The organism is Pedobacter sp. GW460-11-11-14-TSB4, from assembly GCF_059423705.1.
On sequence record NZ_JBWKYI010000025.1, the window covers coordinates 1 to 17,103 of the forward strand.

Here is a 17,103-nt window from a genome sequence, read left to right on the forward strand (position 1 = left end):
AATTCATTTCCAAATATTATGTTAATCTTTTAAAACTGTTATTAAAGATTGTGAGTACTTAAACCCTTATCAATTAAAAGTTTAAACAAGCAAAACCGTTTTAGCAGATTTTACTTAGTGTAATTTTTTAATTTTTTTTACCTTGTAAAATGGATTGTAAATATCTGTAAATAAAATGTTTACATAATAGTGTATTTGCTACAATATGTAAAAAATTACGCTTCAAAACTAGTTTTTGTGGAAGATAAGTATTTACCTTTGCTGTACTAACTAACTTATTGTTATGAGCAAAAAGAAACTGCAAACGCCAGATTTAAGCTATTTAAATCTAGGTGGAAACATTGCTGTAAAGTACCAATTATCTCCAGCGGAATTAATTGATGATGCCTTATTAAATAAAGAAGGTACGCTGGCCGCTTCAGGAGCGCTGGCGGTTGATACCGGAAAGTTTACCGGACGTTCTCCTAAAGACCGTTTTATTGTATGCGACGAAGTAACTGAAGATCAGGTTTGGTGGGGCGATGTCAACATTAAAATTTCCCCGGAGAAATTCGATCAGCTGTTTTATAAGCTAACCAATTACCTTGAAGATAAGCAAATTTATGTCCGCGATTCTTCGGCTTGTGCCAATCCGGATTATTCAATATCGATCAGGGTAATTACAGAAACGGCTTATCAGAATCTTTTTGCTCATCATTTGTTTATTCGCCCGGATGAAGATCATTTGGGTATAACACCACCAGAGTGGACCATTATTGCTGCACCAGGTTTCCTGGCCGATCCGGCTATTGATGGAACCAGGCAGGAAAACTTCTCCATCATCAATTTTACCAGGAAAATGATTTTGATTGGAGGAACAGGTTATACTGGCGAAATTAAAAAGGGAATTTTCTCTGTTTTAAACTTTATCCTGCCAGTATATAAGAATACCCTTTCCATGCACTGCTCGGCCAATGTGGGTAAAAATGGCGATACCGCTATATTCTTCGGTTTGTCAGGAACAGGAAAAACGACCTTATCAGCCGATCCCGAAAGAGGATTAATAGGCGATGATGAACATGGCTGGGGCAAAGATTCGGTATTTAACTTTGAAGGCGGTTGTTATGCAAAATGTGTAGATTTAACCGAAGAGAAAGAACCTCAGATCTTTAAGGCGATCAAATTTGGCTCCTTGCTAGAAAACATTAATTTTTTTCCAGGTACCCAGGAGGTTGATTATAGTAATATCAGTAAAACGGAAAATACCCGTGTGGCCTATCCTATAGATTATATTGACAATGCCATTTTACCATCAATAGCGGCTGTTCCGAAAAATATCTTTTTCTTAACTGCAGATGCGTTTGGGGTATTGCCACCCATTTCAAAATTAAATGTAGAACAGGCCATGTTTCATTTTATGAGCGGTTATACCGCCAAAGTTGCAGGAACAGAAACAGGGGTAACAGAGCCTCAGTTAACGTTTTCGGCTTGCTTCGGTAAGGCATTTTTACCACTGCATCCATCTAAATATGCCGCATTATTAGGCGAGAAGATGGAAAAACACCAGGTAAATGTATGGTTGGTAAATACAGGTTGGAGTGGCGGGGCCTACGGTGTAGGTAAAAGGATGAAATTAAGTTATACCCGGGCAATGATTACAGCTGCGTTAAACGGAGATTTAGATCATAATAAATATAAGCAGCACCATGTATTTAAATTGATGATGCCATTAAATTGCCCGGGAGTACCAAACGAAATTTTAGACCCCTCTAAAACATGGAGCAATCAGGAGGAATACTTTTTAAAAGCCTACGAACTGTCTGATGCCTTCGTCGAGAATTTCAAGCAATTTGAACTGACAAAAGTACCAAAAAGCAGACACGAAGCGTTAAAATTATGTTAAATGCACTTTAAAATGCATTTTTTGAGCGAAAAATTTGCAATTCGATTTTTTTTTAGTTTTTATTGTGAAAGAATTGCCTCGGCTGGGGCAATTTTTTTGTTATACACCCTTGGTGATTTACCGAAACTAAATTCTAAGTAACGATTTAATTGCTTATTGATTTATTAATTTGTAATTTAAAATCAATTTATAAATTTGTTTTTCGCAACAATTTCGGATATGAAACGTTGAGTGTATTACAAAAGAAAAAAACAGCTAAAAATTAAAAACAAGAACTAAAACTAAAATTTCAAAAAAAATGGCAAACGCACCAAAACCAACAACTGTTAAAAAAGAGAGCTCTTCTAGTGCTTCAAATGTATTTGCAACATTCGTTATTCCAATTTGTATTATCATTGGATTCTGTGTTTGGAGATTCGTATTCGGAGAAGGAAGTAACTTTATCGATGGTGACAGAGAAAAATTACCATTACCTGGTAACTATCTTGGAACAGCTTACAAAGGAGGTCCTATCGTAGCGATCTTAGTTGGATTACTATTAGTAGTAATTGTATTCTCTATCGAACGTTTCATCGTTATTGGTAAAGCAAGTGGAAAATCTAGCTTAGATACTTTCATTCGCAAAGTACAAGGTTTATTAAGCGCAGGTAACATCGAGGCTGCAAAAGCTGAGTGTGATAAACAACAAGGTTCAGTTGCTAACGTAATTAAATCTGGTTTGAAAAAATACAGCGAAGTTGAAGCAGATACTAATATGGATGTAGAGCAATCTATCGTTGCTATCCAAAAAGAAGTAGAAGAAGCTACAGCTTTAGAAATGCCAATGTTAGAGCAAAACTTAACTGTAATTGCAACTTTGGTATCAATCGGTACATTGGTAGGTTTATTGGGTACAGTAACAGGTATGATCCGTGCATTCGCCGGTTTAGCAAACTCTGGAGCACCAGATCAGTCAGCATTAGCGGTAGGTATCTCTGAGGCATTGATCAACACTGCAACAGGTATCTTGGTTTCTACTGTGGCAATTATCATGTATAACGTATTAACTTCTAAAATCGACAAGTTAACTTACGCTATCGATGAGGCTGGTTTCAGCATCGTTCAAACATACGCTAGTTCGCATAAATAAGAATTTTGAAAAAATTTTTACCGGCTTTATGGAAAACCGGAAAAAAGATCATCATTATTAAAAACTAGTAAAAAATATTATGCCTAGAATTAAAGTTAAAAGAACAAGTACAGTAACAGATATGACTGCCATGTGTGATGTGGCATCATTGTTACTTACTTTCTTCATCTTAACTGCTACAGCAAGGCAACCAGAACCTCTAGCCGTTTCTACACCCTCATCTACGTATGAGTTTAAAGTACCGGTAGAAAACAATGCGATTTTAACAATCGGACAAGGTAAGGTATTCTTCGAGGTAGCAGGAAATAGAGTAAGAGCAAGAACATTAGAACTAATGGGCGAGCAGTACAGCGTGAAGTTTACACCTGAAGAAATTCAACGTTTCTCAGTAATCTCAACTTTCGGTGTGCCTTTTGCAAACTTAAAAGGTTTTATAGCCATGAACGGATCTGACCGTATGAAACCAGGAGTACAAAGAGGTATTCCTACCGATTCTACAGACAATCAGTTAAATGCATGGGTGTTAAATGCTCGTAAAGCAACTAAAGAGATCAACAACGTAGACATGCGCGTTAGTATCAAAGGTGATGCTAAAGAAGAATATCCAGTTGTGAAAAAGATTATTGATGTGCTTCAGAAGCAAAGTGTAAACAAATTTTTATTGGTTACTAACTCTGAAGCTAAAAAGAAATAAGAAATGGCAGAATTAAATACAGGCGGGAAGAAAGCCACACCAAGGGTTGATATGACTCCAATGGTGGATCTAATGTTTCTTTTGGTAACCTTCTTTATCTTAACAACATCAATATCTACACCACAGGCGATGGATATTGCAAAACCAGATAAAAACGAAAAGTTACCTGAAAACAGATTAGAACTGAAAGCAAGTAAAACCATGACCATCTTATTGGGTAAAAAAGATAAGGTAGCTTGGTACATGGGCGTAGCAGGTGAAACTGCACCAAATATCGAATCTGTATCACAAGTTGGAGAATCTATTGTTAAAAATAGAAAAACAGCTGATGCTTCAGGTGTTCCGGGAGACTTTGTTGTGTTGGTAAAGCCAACCTCAGGATCTACTTTCCAGAACTTCGTTGATATTATGGACGAATTGGAAATTCTTAAAGTTAAGGTTCGTCAGATTGATGATGATAATATCCTTGATAACGAGAAGCAGGCCATGAAGGAACAAGGAATTTTATAATCAATAAAAACCAATAGTTATGTCGAAGTTAGATATATTCAGAAAAGAATGGCTTGAAGTGGTTTTTGCGGATAAAAACAAAAGCTACGGTGCGTACCAATTGCGTAAAACCAATGGTGCAAACACCACAAGAGCATTAATTATTGGCTCTGCAATATTTCTAGTGTTATTTTTCTCACCTAAAATCTATAGCCTGATTAAAGGCTCAATGGACCATGAAGATGAGCAGTTAAAAGCACAGGAAGTAATTTTAGCGCCACCACCACCAGTAGATCCTAAAACACCACCACCACCACCGGTAGAGCCACCGCCACCGAAAGTTGACCAGGTGAAAATGCCACCTCCAATTGTAAAACCTGATATTGAGGTTCGTGATGAACCACCTACAGTTGAAAAGTTGAAGGAAGCTGATCCAGGTCAGAGAGATATCAAAGGTGATCCAACAGCTGATATTGTTATCGCTGAACCAGTAGGTGAAGGACCAAAAAGAGAAGCTGCCGTTGCGGTTGATGATAATAAAGTTTACGACTTTGTTAGTATCGAAAAACAACCAGAATTCCCTGGAGGTATCTCTAAGTTTTATGGATACTTAAGTAAAGCAATTAAGTACCCACCAATGGCACAAGAAAACAACGTTCAAGGTAAAGTGTTTTTATCTTTCGTTGTGGAAAAAGATGGTAAATTAACTGATATCACAGTTACCCGTGGTTTGGGTAGCGGAACTGATGAAGAAGCCATCCGTGTATTAAAAGCGAGTCCACGTTGGAACCCAGGTATCCAAAATGGTAAGCCTGTAAGGGTAAAATACAACATCAACGTTAACTTTACATTGAACTAATAGTAGATGTTAAATTTTGATATCTTTAAGCAAAAATCGCCTAAACAGCGGTTTTTGCTCATTTTAGGCCTTATCATGTTTGTCTTTTATGTGGTATTGGGGCTTGCATTTATCTTTTGGGAACCCATAGCGTTACGCTTAAGCTCTATTCCGCACTGGGGTAGGATCGCAATTGGAATCTTCTTAATTATTTATGCTTTTGTAAGACTATTAAGCCTAAGCAGGCGAGACTAATCCATGAGAAATTTCCTTTTTATATTCTTAATCCTGGCCCTTGTAGGCTGCAAACGTAAAAACAAAAGCGAAGCAGTTAAGGAAACCCGTACCAGCGGTACACTTAAAATGCTGGTTGATGAAAGCGTTGGCCCTATTGTGCAAAATCAGATTGATATTTTTAGTCTGGACTATCCACAAGCAAAATTCGAAACCACAGTAAAGCCAGAGGAAAAACTTTTACCTGCATTTTTAAACGATAGCGTAAGGGTAATTGTGTTGCCAAGGTTATTAACCAAGGCCGAAGAAAAATATTATAACCAGCGAAGTATAAAAATAAACACCTCACGATTTGCTGTAGATGGTATTGCTTTAATTACAAATCAGGGCAATATCGACAGTACAATTAACGTTAAAGATGTGATTGATATATTACAGGGGAAGAAATCAGATAAAAAATTGGTCTTTGATAACGCTTATTCAAGTACCTTTCAATATTTTAAAGAGTTGGCCCATATCAGCCAATTTCCAGCCTCAGGTGTTTACTCCAAAAATTCTAGCAAAGAAGTAATTAAACTTATTGCAGAAGATAAAAATTTTATTGGTATTTTGGGCGTGAATTGGATCACGGGCAAAGATACGGAGATGAGTGAATACCTTTCTCAGATAAAAGTGTTGGGGGTAAAGAATGTAAAAGGCAAGGTAGGAGACGATCAGTACTATAAACCAACTCAAGATAACTTAATCAATGGTGTTTATCCTTTCCTAAGAAATATAAATATTATAGATTGCGAAGGAAGAGATGGTTTAGGCACAGGATTTGCAACATGGTTAAGAAGTCAGAGGGGACAATTGATTGTACTTAAATCTGGACTTGGCCCGCATAAATTAATGCCAAGACAAATTAACCTGACAAAAGGAAATTAAATTAAAAATTATAAATTGAACCACGAAGTAAATCTAAAGAGACACTTCATTTTTATTAAATAAAAAAACAGAATATCCGATGAAAATTTTAAAGAAAGCAATAACCTTAAATGTAGGTTTGGTGTTGATGGGTTCTGCAGTTTTTGCTCAAGATTTAAATGACGCGAAAAAAGCCATCGACGCGGAGCAGTATCAAAAAGCATCATCAATGCTTAAATCGTTGGTGAGCTCAAAAGCATCAGATGGTAATAACTATTACAATCTTGGTTTGGTTTACTTGAAAACTGGTTATATCGACTCAGCTAGAGCCGTATTTACCAAAGGTGTTACCGCTGATCCGAAAAACAACTTAAACTTAATCGGTTTAGGTGAAGCAGATATGTTGTCTAATAACCCAAGTTCTGCTAAAACTAATTTCGACAAGGCAGTAGCTTTGGCGCCTAAAGATTACAAAACTTATTTGTATATCGGTAAAGCCTATTTAGCGCAGGATAAACCTAGTGATGATGTATCTAAACCTGATTTCACTAATGCTTTGGCTAACATTACCAAAGCAGATGAATTAGATTCTAAAGATAAAGATGCAGAGGTTTTCCTGGCACAAGGTGATGCCTATGCTTTGCAAAAGAAAAATTCTGAGGCATTAGGTCCGTATATGCGTGTTGGTGATGTTGATCCTAACAACAGAAGAGCTAAAACGCAGATTGGTAAAATGTACAAAGAGTCTAGGGCTTTTCCTGAAGGCGAAAAAGAATTACAAGATGTAATAGCTGCTGATGCAAACTATGGCCCTGCTTATCGCGAGTTAGGTGAATTATACTTACAATGGAGTAGCTTTGGTACAGATAAGGAAAAAGCAAAAAAAGCGATTGAGAATTACAAAAAATACATGGATTTAACAGATAAATCATTAGAATCTCAATTACGTTATGCGCAATTTTTATTTTACGCAAAAGACTTTCCAACTTTGGAGCAAGTAGCATCGGCGATACAAGCACCTGCTAATGATCCTAAGAGTGCTATTGTATCTAGGATGAAAGGTTGGGCAGCATATGAGAATAAAAATTATCCAGCTGCACTTACAAGCATGAGTGATTTTTTTGCTAAAGAGAAAGATCCAAACAAAATTCTTGGATTTGATTATTTATATTTAGGTAAAGCTCAATTAAAAGCTGGTCAAGATAGTTTAGCATTAATCAACATCACTAAGGCTGTAGAAAAAGATTCAACGAATGCTGATGCATTAGCTGAAGTTGCTAAAAGTTTTTACGATGCTAAAAAATATGCTAAATCATCTGAAATTTATGAGAAAGCTATAAAGGCTAATCCTAACGGAAAAGGAGCTTTATATAACTATTACTATAATGCAATGGCAAATTATTTTGACTATGCAGCAAAATTAACTGCAAAACAAAATCCTTCAAAAGATATTTTAGTAAGAGCCGATTCTTCAATTGCTAAAGTAACGCAACTAGCTCCTGAGACTTATGATGCATACTTAACAAGAGCACGTATTAATAGCTTATTGGATGATGAAAAAGAGCCTAAAGGCCTGATGCTTCCTTTCTATGAGGAATACATTAAAAAGATAACTGAAAAACCAGAATTAGCTACCGCAAATGCTAAAAAACTTTCTGAAGCTTATGATACTATTGGTGGTTTTTACTACTATAAAGACAAAGAAAAAGCTAAAGAATATTTTAACAAAAGCGTAGCTGTATATCCTACTGGAACTTTCGCAGCAGCTAAACTAAAAGAATTAGCAGCTCCAGCCCCAAAAGGTAAAGGCAAATAATTAAAAAGTTAAATAATTTAGAAAAGGCAGAGTTTGGTTACTCTGCCTTTTTCTTTTACTTTTGCATCATAAAATAAATAATATGCAAGCGCAAAGTTCGGCTATAGATTTTTTACCAATTATATTTCAAGTAATTGTTGCTTTAGGTTTTGTGGTAACCACGCTGGTTGCTACCCACTTTTTAGGTCCAAAACGTAAAACGAGCGATAAATTAGAAACTTTTGAGGCTGGTATTAAATCAGTGGGTAATGCACGTCAGCCTTTCTCTATTAAATATTTCGTAGTAGCCATCTTATTTGTACTGTTCGATGTAGAGGTTATCTTTATGTATCCATGGGCGGTTAATTTCCGTACCTTACGGATGGATGGAATGATCGAAATGTTCATTTTCATGGGGACATTATTGCTAGGTTTCATCTACGTGATCAAGAAAAAAGTTTTAGACTGGAACTAATCAGTTAGCAATTTTTAGTTTACAACAGGAAGTTTTTAGTTCAATTTTAGAACTGGTAACTGCTAAATGGCAACTGCAAACTGAAATGTGTATCACTTACACTAACTCATCGCAATTTTTTTATTTAGAAAGGTTCTAAATCGAGTAAAGCTAGTTTGTTTGCCTTTAAAATATTGTAAATTTGTTGCTCATTCTGCAAAAGGATGAGCATTTTTTGTTTATAAACATGAGTGAAATTAATATAGTTGATGCGCCTCCAGGAATAGAAGGATCTGGCTTTTTTGCCACTTCTCTTGATAAAGTGATTGGTTTGGCCCGCTCAAATTCATTATGGCCTTTACCTTTCGCAACCTCTTGTTGTGGAATCGAGTTTATGGCAACCATGGGTTCTCACTACGATTTAGGTCGTTTCGGTGCCGAACGCTTAAGCTTTTCTCCACGTCAGGCAGATGTTTTAATGGTTATGGGTACCATCGCTAAAAAGATGGCCCCGGTATTAAAACAGGTTTATATCCAAATGGCAGAGCCACGTTGGGTGATGGCAGTTGGTGCTTGCGCAAGCAGTGGTGGTATTTTCGATACTTATTCCGTATTACAGGGTATTGATGAGGTTATCCCAGTGGATGTTTACGTTCCGGGTTGCCCGCCAAGACCTGAAGCTATTTTAGATGGTTTTCAGCGTATTCAGGATTTAGTGAAAAGCGAATCGGGTAGAAGAAGAAATTCTGATTATTACAAAGAACTTTTAGGTCAATACGGCATTAAATAATGGAAGAAACGACACTAAATAATAATATTCTGGCAAAGCTTAGCGATAAGTTTGGCGAAAAGGTAACCGGAGTTTCTGAACCTTATGGTTTATTGACTTTTGCAACCACTAAAGATGTTATCATCAATGTATTATCGTTCCTTAAAAACGATTTAAGTTTTAATTTCTTAACCGATATTACCGCGGTTCATTATCCTGGTAAAGATCATGGTATTGCAGTGGTTTACCATTTGCACAACATGGTGGAGAAAGTTAGGATTAGGATTAAGGTTTTCATCTCAGAACAAAATCCAACTATCCCTACGGCAACAGCCGTTTGGAAAGGTGCCAACTGGATGGAACGCGAAACTTATGATCTTTTCGGGGTTAAATTTGAAGGTCACCCGGATTTACGCCGTATTTTAAATATGGACGATTTAGGTGTTCACCCAATGTTGAAACAATATCCATTGGAAGATCCGAACAGAGTAGATAAAAAAGACGAATTTTTTGGAAGGTAAACTATGAATCATAACCATCCGGTATTTACAGATAACGACCCGCAAAGTGAGCTGGTAACCCTAAATTTAGGCCCAACACACCCTGCAACACACGGCGTTTTTCAAAACGTTTTGCAATTAGATGGCGAACGTATTGTAAGCGGCGTTTCTACCATTGGGTACATTCACCGTGCATTCGAAAAGATTGCCGAACATCGCCCGTTCTATCAAATTACACCACTTACCGACCGTTTAAACTATTGCTCATCGCCTATTAACAATATGGGCTGGCATATGACGGTTGAGAAGTTGTTAAATATTCAGATGCCGAAACGTGTAGATTATCTTCGGGTAATCATCATGGAGCTTTCGCGTATTGCCGATCACATTATCTGTAACACGATTATTGGTCAGGATACCGGAGCAACCACCACTTTCTTATATCTTTTTCAGTTTCGTGAGCATATTTACGAAATTTTCGAAGAAGTTTGTGGTGCACGTTTAACCACAAACATTGGCCGTATTGGTGGTTTCGAAAGAGATTTCAATGATATTGCCTTTGCCAAAATCGATAAGTTTTTAAAAGAATTCCCTAAAGCGTTAAAAGAGTTTGAAAATCTGTTAACACGTAACCGTATTTTTATTGATAGAACGGCTGGTGTTGCAGAAGTAACAAAGGAAACCGCTTTAGAATACAGCTGGACCGGCCCGTTATTGCGTGCTACCGGTGTAGATTATGATGTTCGTGTAAGCGATCCATATTCTTCTTATCAGGATTTCGACTTTGAAGTACCCGTGGGTACAAGCGGCGATATTTACGACAGATATTTAGTGCGTAACGAAGAGATGTGGCAAAGTGTCCGCATTATCGAACAAGCACTGGTGAAGTTAAAAACAGAACCAAAAGGTATTTTCCATGCCGATGTTCCTGAATTTTATCTTCCTCCAAAACAAGAAGTTTACAACAATATGGAAGCATTGATCTATCACTTCAAAATTGTGATGGGTGAGATTGATGCACCAAAAGCAGAAGTTTATCACGCTGTAGAAGGCGGAAATGGTGAGTTAGGGTTCTATCTGATTAATGATGGAGGCCGTACGCCTTACCGCTTACACTTCCGCAGACCAAGTTTTATAAACTACCAGATGTTTGCACCAATGAGCGAGGGCATGTTATTGTCTGATGCCATTATCAACATGAGTAGTATGAATATTATTGCAGGAGAATTAGATGCTTAAAGTAGAAGAACAAACACCTGTAGTGTTTTCATCAGAATTGCTGGCCAAATTTGATGAGGTAAAAAGCCGTTATCCTGAAGGTAAGCACAAATCAGCTTTGTTGCCATTATTACACTTGGTACAGGCCGAATACCTTTGGGTGAGTACACCAGCCATGGATAAAGTAGCCGAATATTTAAATATTCAGCCAATTGAAGTTTATGAGGTGGCAACATTTTATACCATGTACTTTTTAAAACCACAAGGTAAATATGCCTTAGAGGTTTGTCGTACTGGTCCTTGTTGTCTGGTTGGTGCCGAAAAAATATTAAGCCACTTGGAAAACAAGTTAGGTGTTAAAGAAGGTGAAGTTACTGCTGATGGTTTATTCAGCTTTAGAGGCGTTGAATGTTTAGCCGCCTGTGGTTTTGGTCCGGTATTGCAAATAAGTCCGGAATATACTTTCTACGAAAACCTTACCGAAGCCAGTGTAGATAAATTGATTGAAGATTTGAAAAATAAGTCCTAAGTCGAAAGTCTTAAGTCGAGAGTCGTTTTGACTCATGACTATGGACTACAGACTATAGACTATAGACTAATTAAAATGTCTCGAAAACTGTTACTTGAGCATATAAACGTACCAGGCATCAATACACTTGAGGTCTATCGCCAAAAAGGCGGGTACCGTGCTGTGGAAAAAGCCCTTAAAACTTTAACACCTGAAGAGATTGTTGAAGAAGTTAAGAAATCGGGCTTACGCGGTCGCGGAGGTGCGGGTTTCCCAACCGGGATGAAATGGAGCTTTTTAGCTAAACCAGAAGGTGTTGCACGTTATTTGGTGTGTAATGCTGATGAATCTGAGCCTGGAACTTTTAAAGACCGTTATTTAATGACCTACATTCCCCATGCTTTAATTGAGGGAATGATTGTATCAAGTTTCGCATTAGGTGCCAAGGTTTCATACATCTATGTACGTGGCGAGATGATGCCTCAGATCCGCATTTTAGAAAAAGCAATTGCTGAAGCTAAAGCAGCCGGATGGTTGGGTAAAAACATTTTAGGAACAGGTTACGATTTAGAATTATATGTTCAGCCAGGTGGTGGTGCTTACATTTGCGGCGAAGAAACTGCTTTGTTAGAATCGCTCGAGGGCAAAAGAGGGAACCCACGTATTAAACCACCATTTCCGGCAATTGCAGGTTTATATGGTTGCCCTACAGTGGTGAACAATGTTGAATCGATTGCTGCAGTGGTACCAATTATCAACGATGGTGGTGATGAATATGCAAAAATTGGTATCGGTAGAAGTACAGGTACAAAATTAATATCGGCATCTGGTAATTTGGTAAAACCAGGTGTTTATGAAATCGAATTGGGTTTACCAGTAGAAGAGTTCATCTATTCTGATGAGTATTGTGGCGGTATCGCCAATGGTAAACAATTAAAGGCAACGGTTGCGGGTGGATCATCTGTGCCTATTTTGCCTGCTAATTTAACCTTGAAATATGCTAACGGAGAGCCTCGTTTAATGAGTTACGAATCGTTATCAGAAGGTGGATTTGCTACAGGAACAATGATGGGTTCGGGCGGTTTTATTGCCTTTGATGAAGATCAGTGTATCGTTAGAAATACCTGGAATTTTTCACGTTTTTATCACCACGAAAGCTGTGGACAATGTTCACCTTGCCGTGAAGGTACAGGATGGATGGAAAAAGTGCTGCATAAAATCGAACATGGTCATGGCAGCATGGAAGATGTTGATTTATTGTGGGATATTCAACGTAAAATTGAAGGGAATACGATCTGTCCGCTGGGTGATGCAGCAGCCTGGCCGGTAGCCAGTGCCATCCGTCACTTCAGGGATGAATTTGAATGGCATATTAAAGAACCTGTTAAGAGCCAGAGCCAAAATTACGGTATCGCAAATTATGCAACACCGATTGAAAAAGCTCCGGTAACAGAAGAGAAATAAAATCTTAAGGTCACATTTTGCGACCTTAGAAAAATAACTTAACACAACGAGTATATGTAAATGAAAGAACCGATATCACCCGAAATCATCCCCAACGAAGTAATAGTTAATAAAATATATCTTTTTAGAGGAATTAAGGTGATGTTAGATTCTGATTTGGCAGAACTCTTTGGCGTTGAGACTAAGAAGTTAAAACAACAAGTTAGAAGAAATATAGAGCGTTTTCCGGAGCACTTTATGTTTGAGCTAACAAAAGAAGAAAACGATGTCTTAAGGTCACAAATTGTGACCTTAAGACATGGACAACACTCAAAGTACCTTCCGTTTGCATTTAGCGAACATGGTATTTTGCAACTGTCGAACGTTTTGAAAAGCAGTAGGGCAGTAGAAGTAAGTATTAAAATTATTGATGTGTTTGTACAACTTAGAACGATGGTTTTAAGCAATACAGAAATAAGGCTGGAATTAGAAAAGATTAAAAAGAAGGTAGATAATCAAGATAAAAACATTGAAGTGATCTTCAGATATTTTGATGAACTATTGGAGCAGAAAGCACAGCCAAGAAAGCAAATTGGCTACAAAATCTCGAAAGAGAAATAATAAATAAAAAAGATTGCTTCTTGCCTCGCAATGATGGTAGAAGTAGAAAAAATAAAAAGAATATCATTAACCATGAGTGAAAAAGTTAAGGTTACGATAGATGGGATAACAGTAGAGGTTGATAACGGAACAACCATTCTGAATGCTGCAAGGCAAATCGGAGGGGATATTGTTCCGCCAGCAATGTGCTATTATTCTAAATTACAAGGCAGTGGCGGTAAATGCCGTACCTGTATTGTAAAAGTGACTAAAGGTTCAGAGAAAGATCCTCGGCCAATGCCTAAGTTGGTGGCTTCTTGCCGCACAACCGTAATGGATGGGATGGAAGTGCTTAACATTACTTCACCTGAAGTTTTGGAAGCACGTGCAGGTGTTGTAGAGATCTTATTGATTAACCACCCTTTAGATTGCCCTGTTTGCGATCAGGCAGGAGAGTGTGATTTACAGAATTTGGGCTACGAACATGGTTTGCAAAAAACACGTTATGAGTTTGAGCGCCGTACTTTTGAGCGCATCGATATAGGTGATAAAATCCAGTTGCACATGAACCGTTGTATTTTGTGCTATCGTTGTGTTTTCACAGCAGATCAGATTACCAACAAACGTGTACATGGTATTTTAAACCGTGGCGATCACTCCGAAATTTCTACTTACATCACCCAGGCGGTTGATAACGATTTCTCAGGAAACGTAATCGATGTTTGTCCGGTAGGTGCTTTAACCGATAAAACTTTCCGTTTTAAAAACCGTGTTTGGTTTACCAAACCAGTTGATGCACACCGCGATTGCGATCACGAAAAATGCAATGGTAAAGTAACCCTTTGGTATAAAGGAGCAGATGTTTTACGTGTTACGGCTCGTAAAGATCAGTTTGGAGAAGTAGAAGAATTTATTTGCAATACTTGCCGCTTCGATAAAAAAGCAACTGCTGATTGGGTAATTGAACACCCAACACACATTGATGATACTTCGGTAATTGCATCAAACCACTATGAAACATTAAAACCTTTGCATGTTATTCAGCCAAACGAGGCGCTACAAGCTGCAAATGAAATTGAATTACATAAAACAGTTAAATACTAATGGATAGCGCTTTTGTTATAGAAAAATTTATCCTGGTAGCTGTAATTTTCGGCATCAGTTTAGTTATTGCCATGTATTCTACTTATGCAGAACGCAAGGTTGCTGCATTTTTACAAGATCGTTTAGGACCAGATAGAGCTGGCCCCTTTGGTATTTTACAACCATTGGCTGATGGTATCAAAATGTTTATGAAGGAAGAAATTATTCCTACAACATCAAACAGATTTTTATTTATCGCTGGTCCTGGCCTGGCTTTGCTTTGTGCCTGTATTGGTACTGCCGTTATTCCATGGGGTAGTCCTGTTTTAATTGCGGGCAAAACTATTCCGCTACAAGTTTCAGATATCAATGTTGGTGTTTTATACATTTTCGGCGTAGTATCTTTAGGTGTGTATGGTGTGATGATTGGTGGTTGGGCGTCGAACAACAAATACTCTTTGTTAAGTGCGATTCGTGCAGCTTCTCAGAACATCAGTTATGAAATTGCAATGGGATTATCGATCATCGCTTTGCTTTTAATGACGAATACCCTAAGCTTAAAAGAAATCGTTGATCAGCAACACGGCTGGAGATGGAACGTGTTATATCAGCCACTTGGATTTTTAATCTTTATGGTTTGTTCATTTGCCGAAACCAACCGTGCGCCATTTGATTTACCTGAATGTGAAACGGAATTGATTGGTGGTTACCATACTGAGTATTCGTCAATGAAATTAGGATTTTACCTGTTTGCAGAGTATATCAATATGTTTGTATCATCTGCGGTAATGGCGGCTTTATACTGGGGCGGTTATAATTATCCTGGTATGGACTCAATGGCGGTATGGTTAGGGCCAACCTGGGCACCACTTTTTGGTACCGCAGTTTTCTTCGGTAAAATATGTGCTTTCATCTTTTTCTTCATGTGGGTACGTTGGACCATCCCTCGTTTCCGTTACGATCAATTGATGAATTTAGGTTGGAAAGGTTTAATACCTTTGGCTATTGCCAATATTATAATAACAGGTGTTGTGATTGCGATTATTGAGAAGTTTTAATTATGGAATCATTAAGTAATAAGAAAAAAGTACTGGAACAAAAGCCATTGAGCTTTATGGAACGGATGTACCTGCCGGCAATTGCCAAGGGCATGGGCATCACCATCAGTCACTTATTTAAGAAAGAGGCTACTGTAAGATATCCTGAGGTAGAACGCGAATTCTCTACCAACTTTAGGGGGATGCACTCGCTAAAACGTGATGAGAACGGTAAGGAACGTTGTACTGCCTGCGGTTTATGTGCACTATCTTGCCCGGCTGAAGCCATTACCATGATTGCTGCAGAGCGTAAACCCGAGGAGAAAGATTTATACCGCGAGGAAAAATATGCTGCAACTTACGAAATCAATATGTTGCGCTGCATTTTCTGTGGATTGTGTGAAGAGGCTTGCCCCAAAGAAGCAATTTACTTAGATGGACCGATTGTACCTGCTGATTATTTACGTAAAGATTTCATTTACGGAAAAGACAAGCTGGTAGAGGCGCCATTGGAAATGAAAAAATAATGAGATAGAATCGTCATGCTGAACTCGTTTCAGTATCTATCAAGCCAGATCCTGAAATAAATTCAGGATGACGAAGACATAAATAAAATTGCCCTCCCAATAATTGGGATAACAGTACCACCGTAATGATGGTAAAAACAAATAAATAAATAAACAATTAATGAGTACACAAGTATTCTATTTCGTAGCCACATTAAGTATCATCTTTTCGCTGATGGTGATTTTTGCAAAAAATCCAATCCACAGTGTATTGTACTTAATCCTTACCTTTTTTACCTTCACCGTTCACTATGTGTTATTAAACGCACAGTTTTTAGCGGTGGTAAACTTTATTGTTTACATGGGGGCGATAATGGTATTGTTCCTTTTTGTACTGATGCTGCTTAACCTGAACAAAGAAACCGAACCGAGTAAATCGCCACTGATCAAAATCGTGGGTGTAATTGCTGGCGGTTGTTTAGTTGTAACCTTAATCGGTTCTTTAAAATCAGCCAGTATTACCAGTCCGTTGATTTTGAAAAATCCAGGATTAGGATTAGTAGAAAATCTGGGTAAGGAGCTTTTTGGCCCATTCTTATTACCATTCGAATTGTCATCTCTATTACTATTGGCAGCAATGGTTGGAGCCGTTTTATTATCTAAAAGAGATGAGGTAGAAGCATAATGGAAAATTTATTTACACAAGCAGCAGGCGTTCCGCTAAACCACTACATCTATTTAAGTGCCATTATTTTTTCTATTGGCGTAGTAGGTGTACTTACCCGCAGAAATGCCATTGTAATTTTTATGTCGGTTGAGCTGATGCTTAATGCGGTTAACTTACTTTTAACAGCATTTTCAGTTCATAATAATGACCCATCAGGGCAGGTTTTCGTATTCTTCATTATGGCTTTGGCAGCTGCAGAGGTTGCAGTAGGCCTGGCAATTATTGTAATGGTTTACCGGAATACGAAATCAGTAGATATTAATGTTTTAAATCGCCTTAAGTGGTAAATAT

General features: G+C 37.8%; 19 protein-coding genes. All 19 read left to right on the plus strand.

The window, feature by feature from the left end; translation table 11 throughout:
• Nucleotides 1-283 precede the first annotated feature (283 nt).
• The 19 genes from pckA to nuoK all read left to right on the plus strand — a co-directional run bounded on the left by pckA (nucleotide 284) and on the right by nuoK (nucleotide 17,099).
• Complete coding sequence (gene pckA, locus AC07YT_RS19620) at nucleotides 284-1,882, plus strand: phosphoenolpyruvate carboxykinase (ATP) (protein WP_086548864.1); 1,599 nt, start codon at nucleotides 284-286, stop codon at nucleotides 1,880-1,882.
• A gap of 298 nt (nucleotides 1,883-2,180) precedes the next feature.
• Nucleotides 2,181-3,011: a MotA/TolQ/ExbB proton channel family protein gene (locus tag AC07YT_RS19625; RefSeq protein ID WP_086548865.1), complete on the plus strand. Its 831-nt coding sequence runs from the start codon at nucleotides 2,181-2,183 to the stop codon at nucleotides 3,009-3,011.
• 79 nt (nucleotides 3,012-3,090) lie between these two features.
• The gene (locus AC07YT_RS19630; RefSeq protein WP_086548866.1) at nucleotides 3,091-3,705 is read left to right on the plus strand and encodes a biopolymer transporter ExbD; all 615 of its coding nucleotides are present in this window, start codon (nucleotides 3,091-3,093) and stop codon (nucleotides 3,703-3,705) included.
• A gap of 3 nt (nucleotides 3,706-3,708) precedes the next feature.
• On the plus strand, nucleotides 3,709-4,215 hold the full coding sequence (locus AC07YT_RS19635) for an ExbD/TolR family protein (RefSeq protein WP_086548867.1): 507 nt from the start codon (nucleotides 3,709-3,711) through the stop codon (nucleotides 4,213-4,215).
• 19 nt (nucleotides 4,216-4,234) lie between these two features.
• Nucleotides 4,235-5,053, plus strand: a complete 819-nt coding sequence (locus AC07YT_RS19640) for an energy transducer TonB (protein ID WP_086548868.1) — start codon at nucleotides 4,235-4,237, stop codon at nucleotides 5,051-5,053.
• 237 nt (nucleotides 5,054-5,290) lie between these two features.
• Nucleotides 5,291-6,193: a PstS family phosphate ABC transporter substrate-binding protein gene (locus tag AC07YT_RS19645; RefSeq protein ID WP_086548870.1), complete on the plus strand. Its 903-nt coding sequence runs from the start codon at nucleotides 5,291-5,293 to the stop codon at nucleotides 6,191-6,193.
• Between the two features lie 79 nt (nucleotides 6,194-6,272).
• Nucleotides 6,273-7,988 (plus strand): tetratricopeptide repeat protein, encoded by a 1,716-nt coding sequence (locus tag AC07YT_RS19650; RefSeq protein ID WP_086548871.1) that lies wholly within the window; start codon nucleotides 6,273-6,275, stop codon nucleotides 7,986-7,988.
• An 82-nt stretch (nucleotides 7,989-8,070) separates the two neighbouring features.
• Nucleotides 8,071-8,442, plus strand: a complete 372-nt coding sequence (locus AC07YT_RS19655; protein WP_029274758.1) for an NADH-quinone oxidoreductase subunit A — start codon at nucleotides 8,071-8,073, stop codon at nucleotides 8,440-8,442.
• Between the two features lie 226 nt (nucleotides 8,443-8,668).
• A complete protein-coding gene (locus AC07YT_RS19660; protein ID WP_057931427.1) occupies nucleotides 8,669-9,211 on the plus strand; it encodes an NADH-quinone oxidoreductase subunit B in 543 nt (180 codons plus the stop codon).
• Entirely contained in the window at nucleotides 9,211-9,711 is a 501-nt protein-coding gene (locus AC07YT_RS19665) for an NADH-quinone oxidoreductase subunit C (protein WP_086548872.1), read from the plus strand. The genes AC07YT_RS19660 and AC07YT_RS19665 overlap by 1 nt, the downstream gene beginning before the upstream one ends.
• A gap of 3 nt (nucleotides 9,712-9,714) precedes the next feature.
• Entirely contained in the window at nucleotides 9,715-10,929 is a 1,215-nt protein-coding gene (locus AC07YT_RS19670; protein WP_057931425.1) for an NADH-quinone oxidoreductase subunit D, read from the plus strand.
• Nucleotides 10,922-11,437: an NADH-quinone oxidoreductase subunit NuoE family protein gene (locus AC07YT_RS19675; RefSeq protein WP_086548873.1), complete on the plus strand. Its 516-nt coding sequence runs from the start codon at nucleotides 10,922-10,924 to the stop codon at nucleotides 11,435-11,437. Before AC07YT_RS19670 ends, AC07YT_RS19675 begins: the two co-directional genes overlap by 8 nt.
• A 75-nt stretch (nucleotides 11,438-11,512) precedes the next feature.
• Nucleotides 11,513-12,880 carry an NADH-quinone oxidoreductase subunit NuoF gene (gene nuoF / locus AC07YT_RS19680; RefSeq protein ID WP_086548874.1) on the plus strand — a complete coding sequence of 456 codons (1,368 nt, stop codon included), beginning with the start codon at nucleotides 11,513-11,515 and terminating at the stop codon, nucleotides 12,878-12,880.
• 60 nt (nucleotides 12,881-12,940) lie between these two features.
• Entirely contained in the window at nucleotides 12,941-13,480 is a 540-nt protein-coding gene (locus AC07YT_RS19685; protein WP_086548875.1) for an ORF6N domain-containing protein, read from the plus strand.
• Between the two features lie 72 nt (nucleotides 13,481-13,552).
• Nucleotides 13,553-14,563 carry an NADH-quinone oxidoreductase subunit G gene (locus tag AC07YT_RS19690; RefSeq protein ID WP_029274750.1) on the plus strand — a complete coding sequence of 337 codons (1,011 nt, stop codon included), beginning with the start codon at nucleotides 13,553-13,555 and terminating at the stop codon, nucleotides 14,561-14,563.
• Nucleotides 14,563-15,600: an NADH-quinone oxidoreductase subunit NuoH gene (gene nuoH, locus AC07YT_RS19695; protein WP_086548876.1), complete on the plus strand. Its 1,038-nt coding sequence runs from the start codon at nucleotides 14,563-14,565 to the stop codon at nucleotides 15,598-15,600. The genes AC07YT_RS19690 and nuoH overlap by 1 nt, the downstream gene beginning before the upstream one ends.
• Nucleotides 15,601-15,602: 2 nt before the next feature.
• Nucleotides 15,603-16,106, plus strand: coding sequence for a NuoI/complex I 23 kDa subunit family protein (locus AC07YT_RS19700; protein WP_047800899.1), 504 nt, complete (start codon nucleotides 15,603-15,605; stop codon nucleotides 16,104-16,106).
• Nucleotides 16,107-16,266: 160 nt separating this feature from the next.
• Nucleotides 16,267-16,770, plus strand: a complete 504-nt coding sequence (locus AC07YT_RS19705) for an NADH-quinone oxidoreductase subunit J family protein (protein ID WP_029274747.1) — start codon at nucleotides 16,267-16,269, stop codon at nucleotides 16,768-16,770.
• A complete protein-coding gene (nuoK, locus tag AC07YT_RS19710; RefSeq protein WP_086548877.1) occupies nucleotides 16,770-17,099 on the plus strand; it encodes an NADH-quinone oxidoreductase subunit NuoK in 330 nt (109 codons plus the stop codon). The genes AC07YT_RS19705 and nuoK overlap by 1 nt, the downstream gene beginning before the upstream one ends.
• Nucleotides 17,100-17,103: the final 4 nt, after the last annotated feature.

Bases quoted from the DNA above. Each gene is read 5' to 3' on its own strand.
- pckA (WP_086548864.1), top strand. From the start codon at position 284: ATGAGCAAAAAGAAACTGCAAACGCCAGATTTAAGCTATTTAAATCTA.
- AC07YT_RS19690 (WP_029274750.1), top strand. From the start codon at position 13,553: ATGAGTGAAAAAGTTAAGGTTACGATAGATGGGATAACAGTAGAGGTT.
- nuoK (WP_086548877.1), top strand. From the start codon at position 16,770: ATGGAAAATTTATTTACACAAGCAGCAGGCGTTCCGCTAAACCACTAC.
- AC07YT_RS19675 (WP_086548873.1), top strand. From the start codon at position 10,922: ATGCTTAAAGTAGAAGAACAAACACCTGTAGTGTTTTCATCAGAATTG.
- AC07YT_RS19665 (WP_086548872.1), top strand. From the start codon at position 9,211: ATGGAAGAAACGACACTAAATAATAATATTCTGGCAAAGCTTAGCGAT.
- AC07YT_RS19705 (WP_029274747.1), top strand. From the start codon at position 16,267: ATGAGTACACAAGTATTCTATTTCGTAGCCACATTAAGTATCATCTTT.
- AC07YT_RS19635 (WP_086548867.1), top strand. From the start codon at position 3,709: ATGGCAGAATTAAATACAGGCGGGAAGAAAGCCACACCAAGGGTTGAT.
- AC07YT_RS19670 (WP_057931425.1), top strand. From the start codon at position 9,715: ATGAATCATAACCATCCGGTATTTACAGATAACGACCCGCAAAGTGAG.
- nuoH (WP_086548876.1), top strand. From the start codon at position 14,563: ATGGATAGCGCTTTTGTTATAGAAAAATTTATCCTGGTAGCTGTAATT.
- AC07YT_RS19660 (WP_057931427.1), top strand. From the start codon at position 8,669: ATGAGTGAAATTAATATAGTTGATGCGCCTCCAGGAATAGAAGGATCT.
- AC07YT_RS19630 (WP_086548866.1), top strand. From the start codon at position 3,091: ATGCCTAGAATTAAAGTTAAAAGAACAAGTACAGTAACAGATATGACT.
- AC07YT_RS19645 (WP_086548870.1), top strand. From the start codon at position 5,291: ATGAGAAATTTCCTTTTTATATTCTTAATCCTGGCCCTTGTAGGCTGC.
- AC07YT_RS19685 (WP_086548875.1), top strand. From the start codon at position 12,941: ATGAAAGAACCGATATCACCCGAAATCATCCCCAACGAAGTAATAGTT.
- AC07YT_RS19700 (WP_047800899.1), top strand. From the start codon at position 15,603: ATGGAATCATTAAGTAATAAGAAAAAAGTACTGGAACAAAAGCCATTG.
- AC07YT_RS19625 (WP_086548865.1), top strand. From the start codon at position 2,181: ATGGCAAACGCACCAAAACCAACAACTGTTAAAAAAGAGAGCTCTTCT.
- nuoF (WP_086548874.1), top strand. From the start codon at position 11,513: ATGTCTCGAAAACTGTTACTTGAGCATATAAACGTACCAGGCATCAAT.
- AC07YT_RS19650 (WP_086548871.1), top strand. From the start codon at position 6,273: ATGAAAATTTTAAAGAAAGCAATAACCTTAAATGTAGGTTTGGTGTTG.
- AC07YT_RS19655 (WP_029274758.1), top strand. From the start codon at position 8,071: ATGCAAGCGCAAAGTTCGGCTATAGATTTTTTACCAATTATATTTCAA.
- AC07YT_RS19640 (WP_086548868.1), top strand. From the start codon at position 4,235: ATGTCGAAGTTAGATATATTCAGAAAAGAATGGCTTGAAGTGGTTTTT.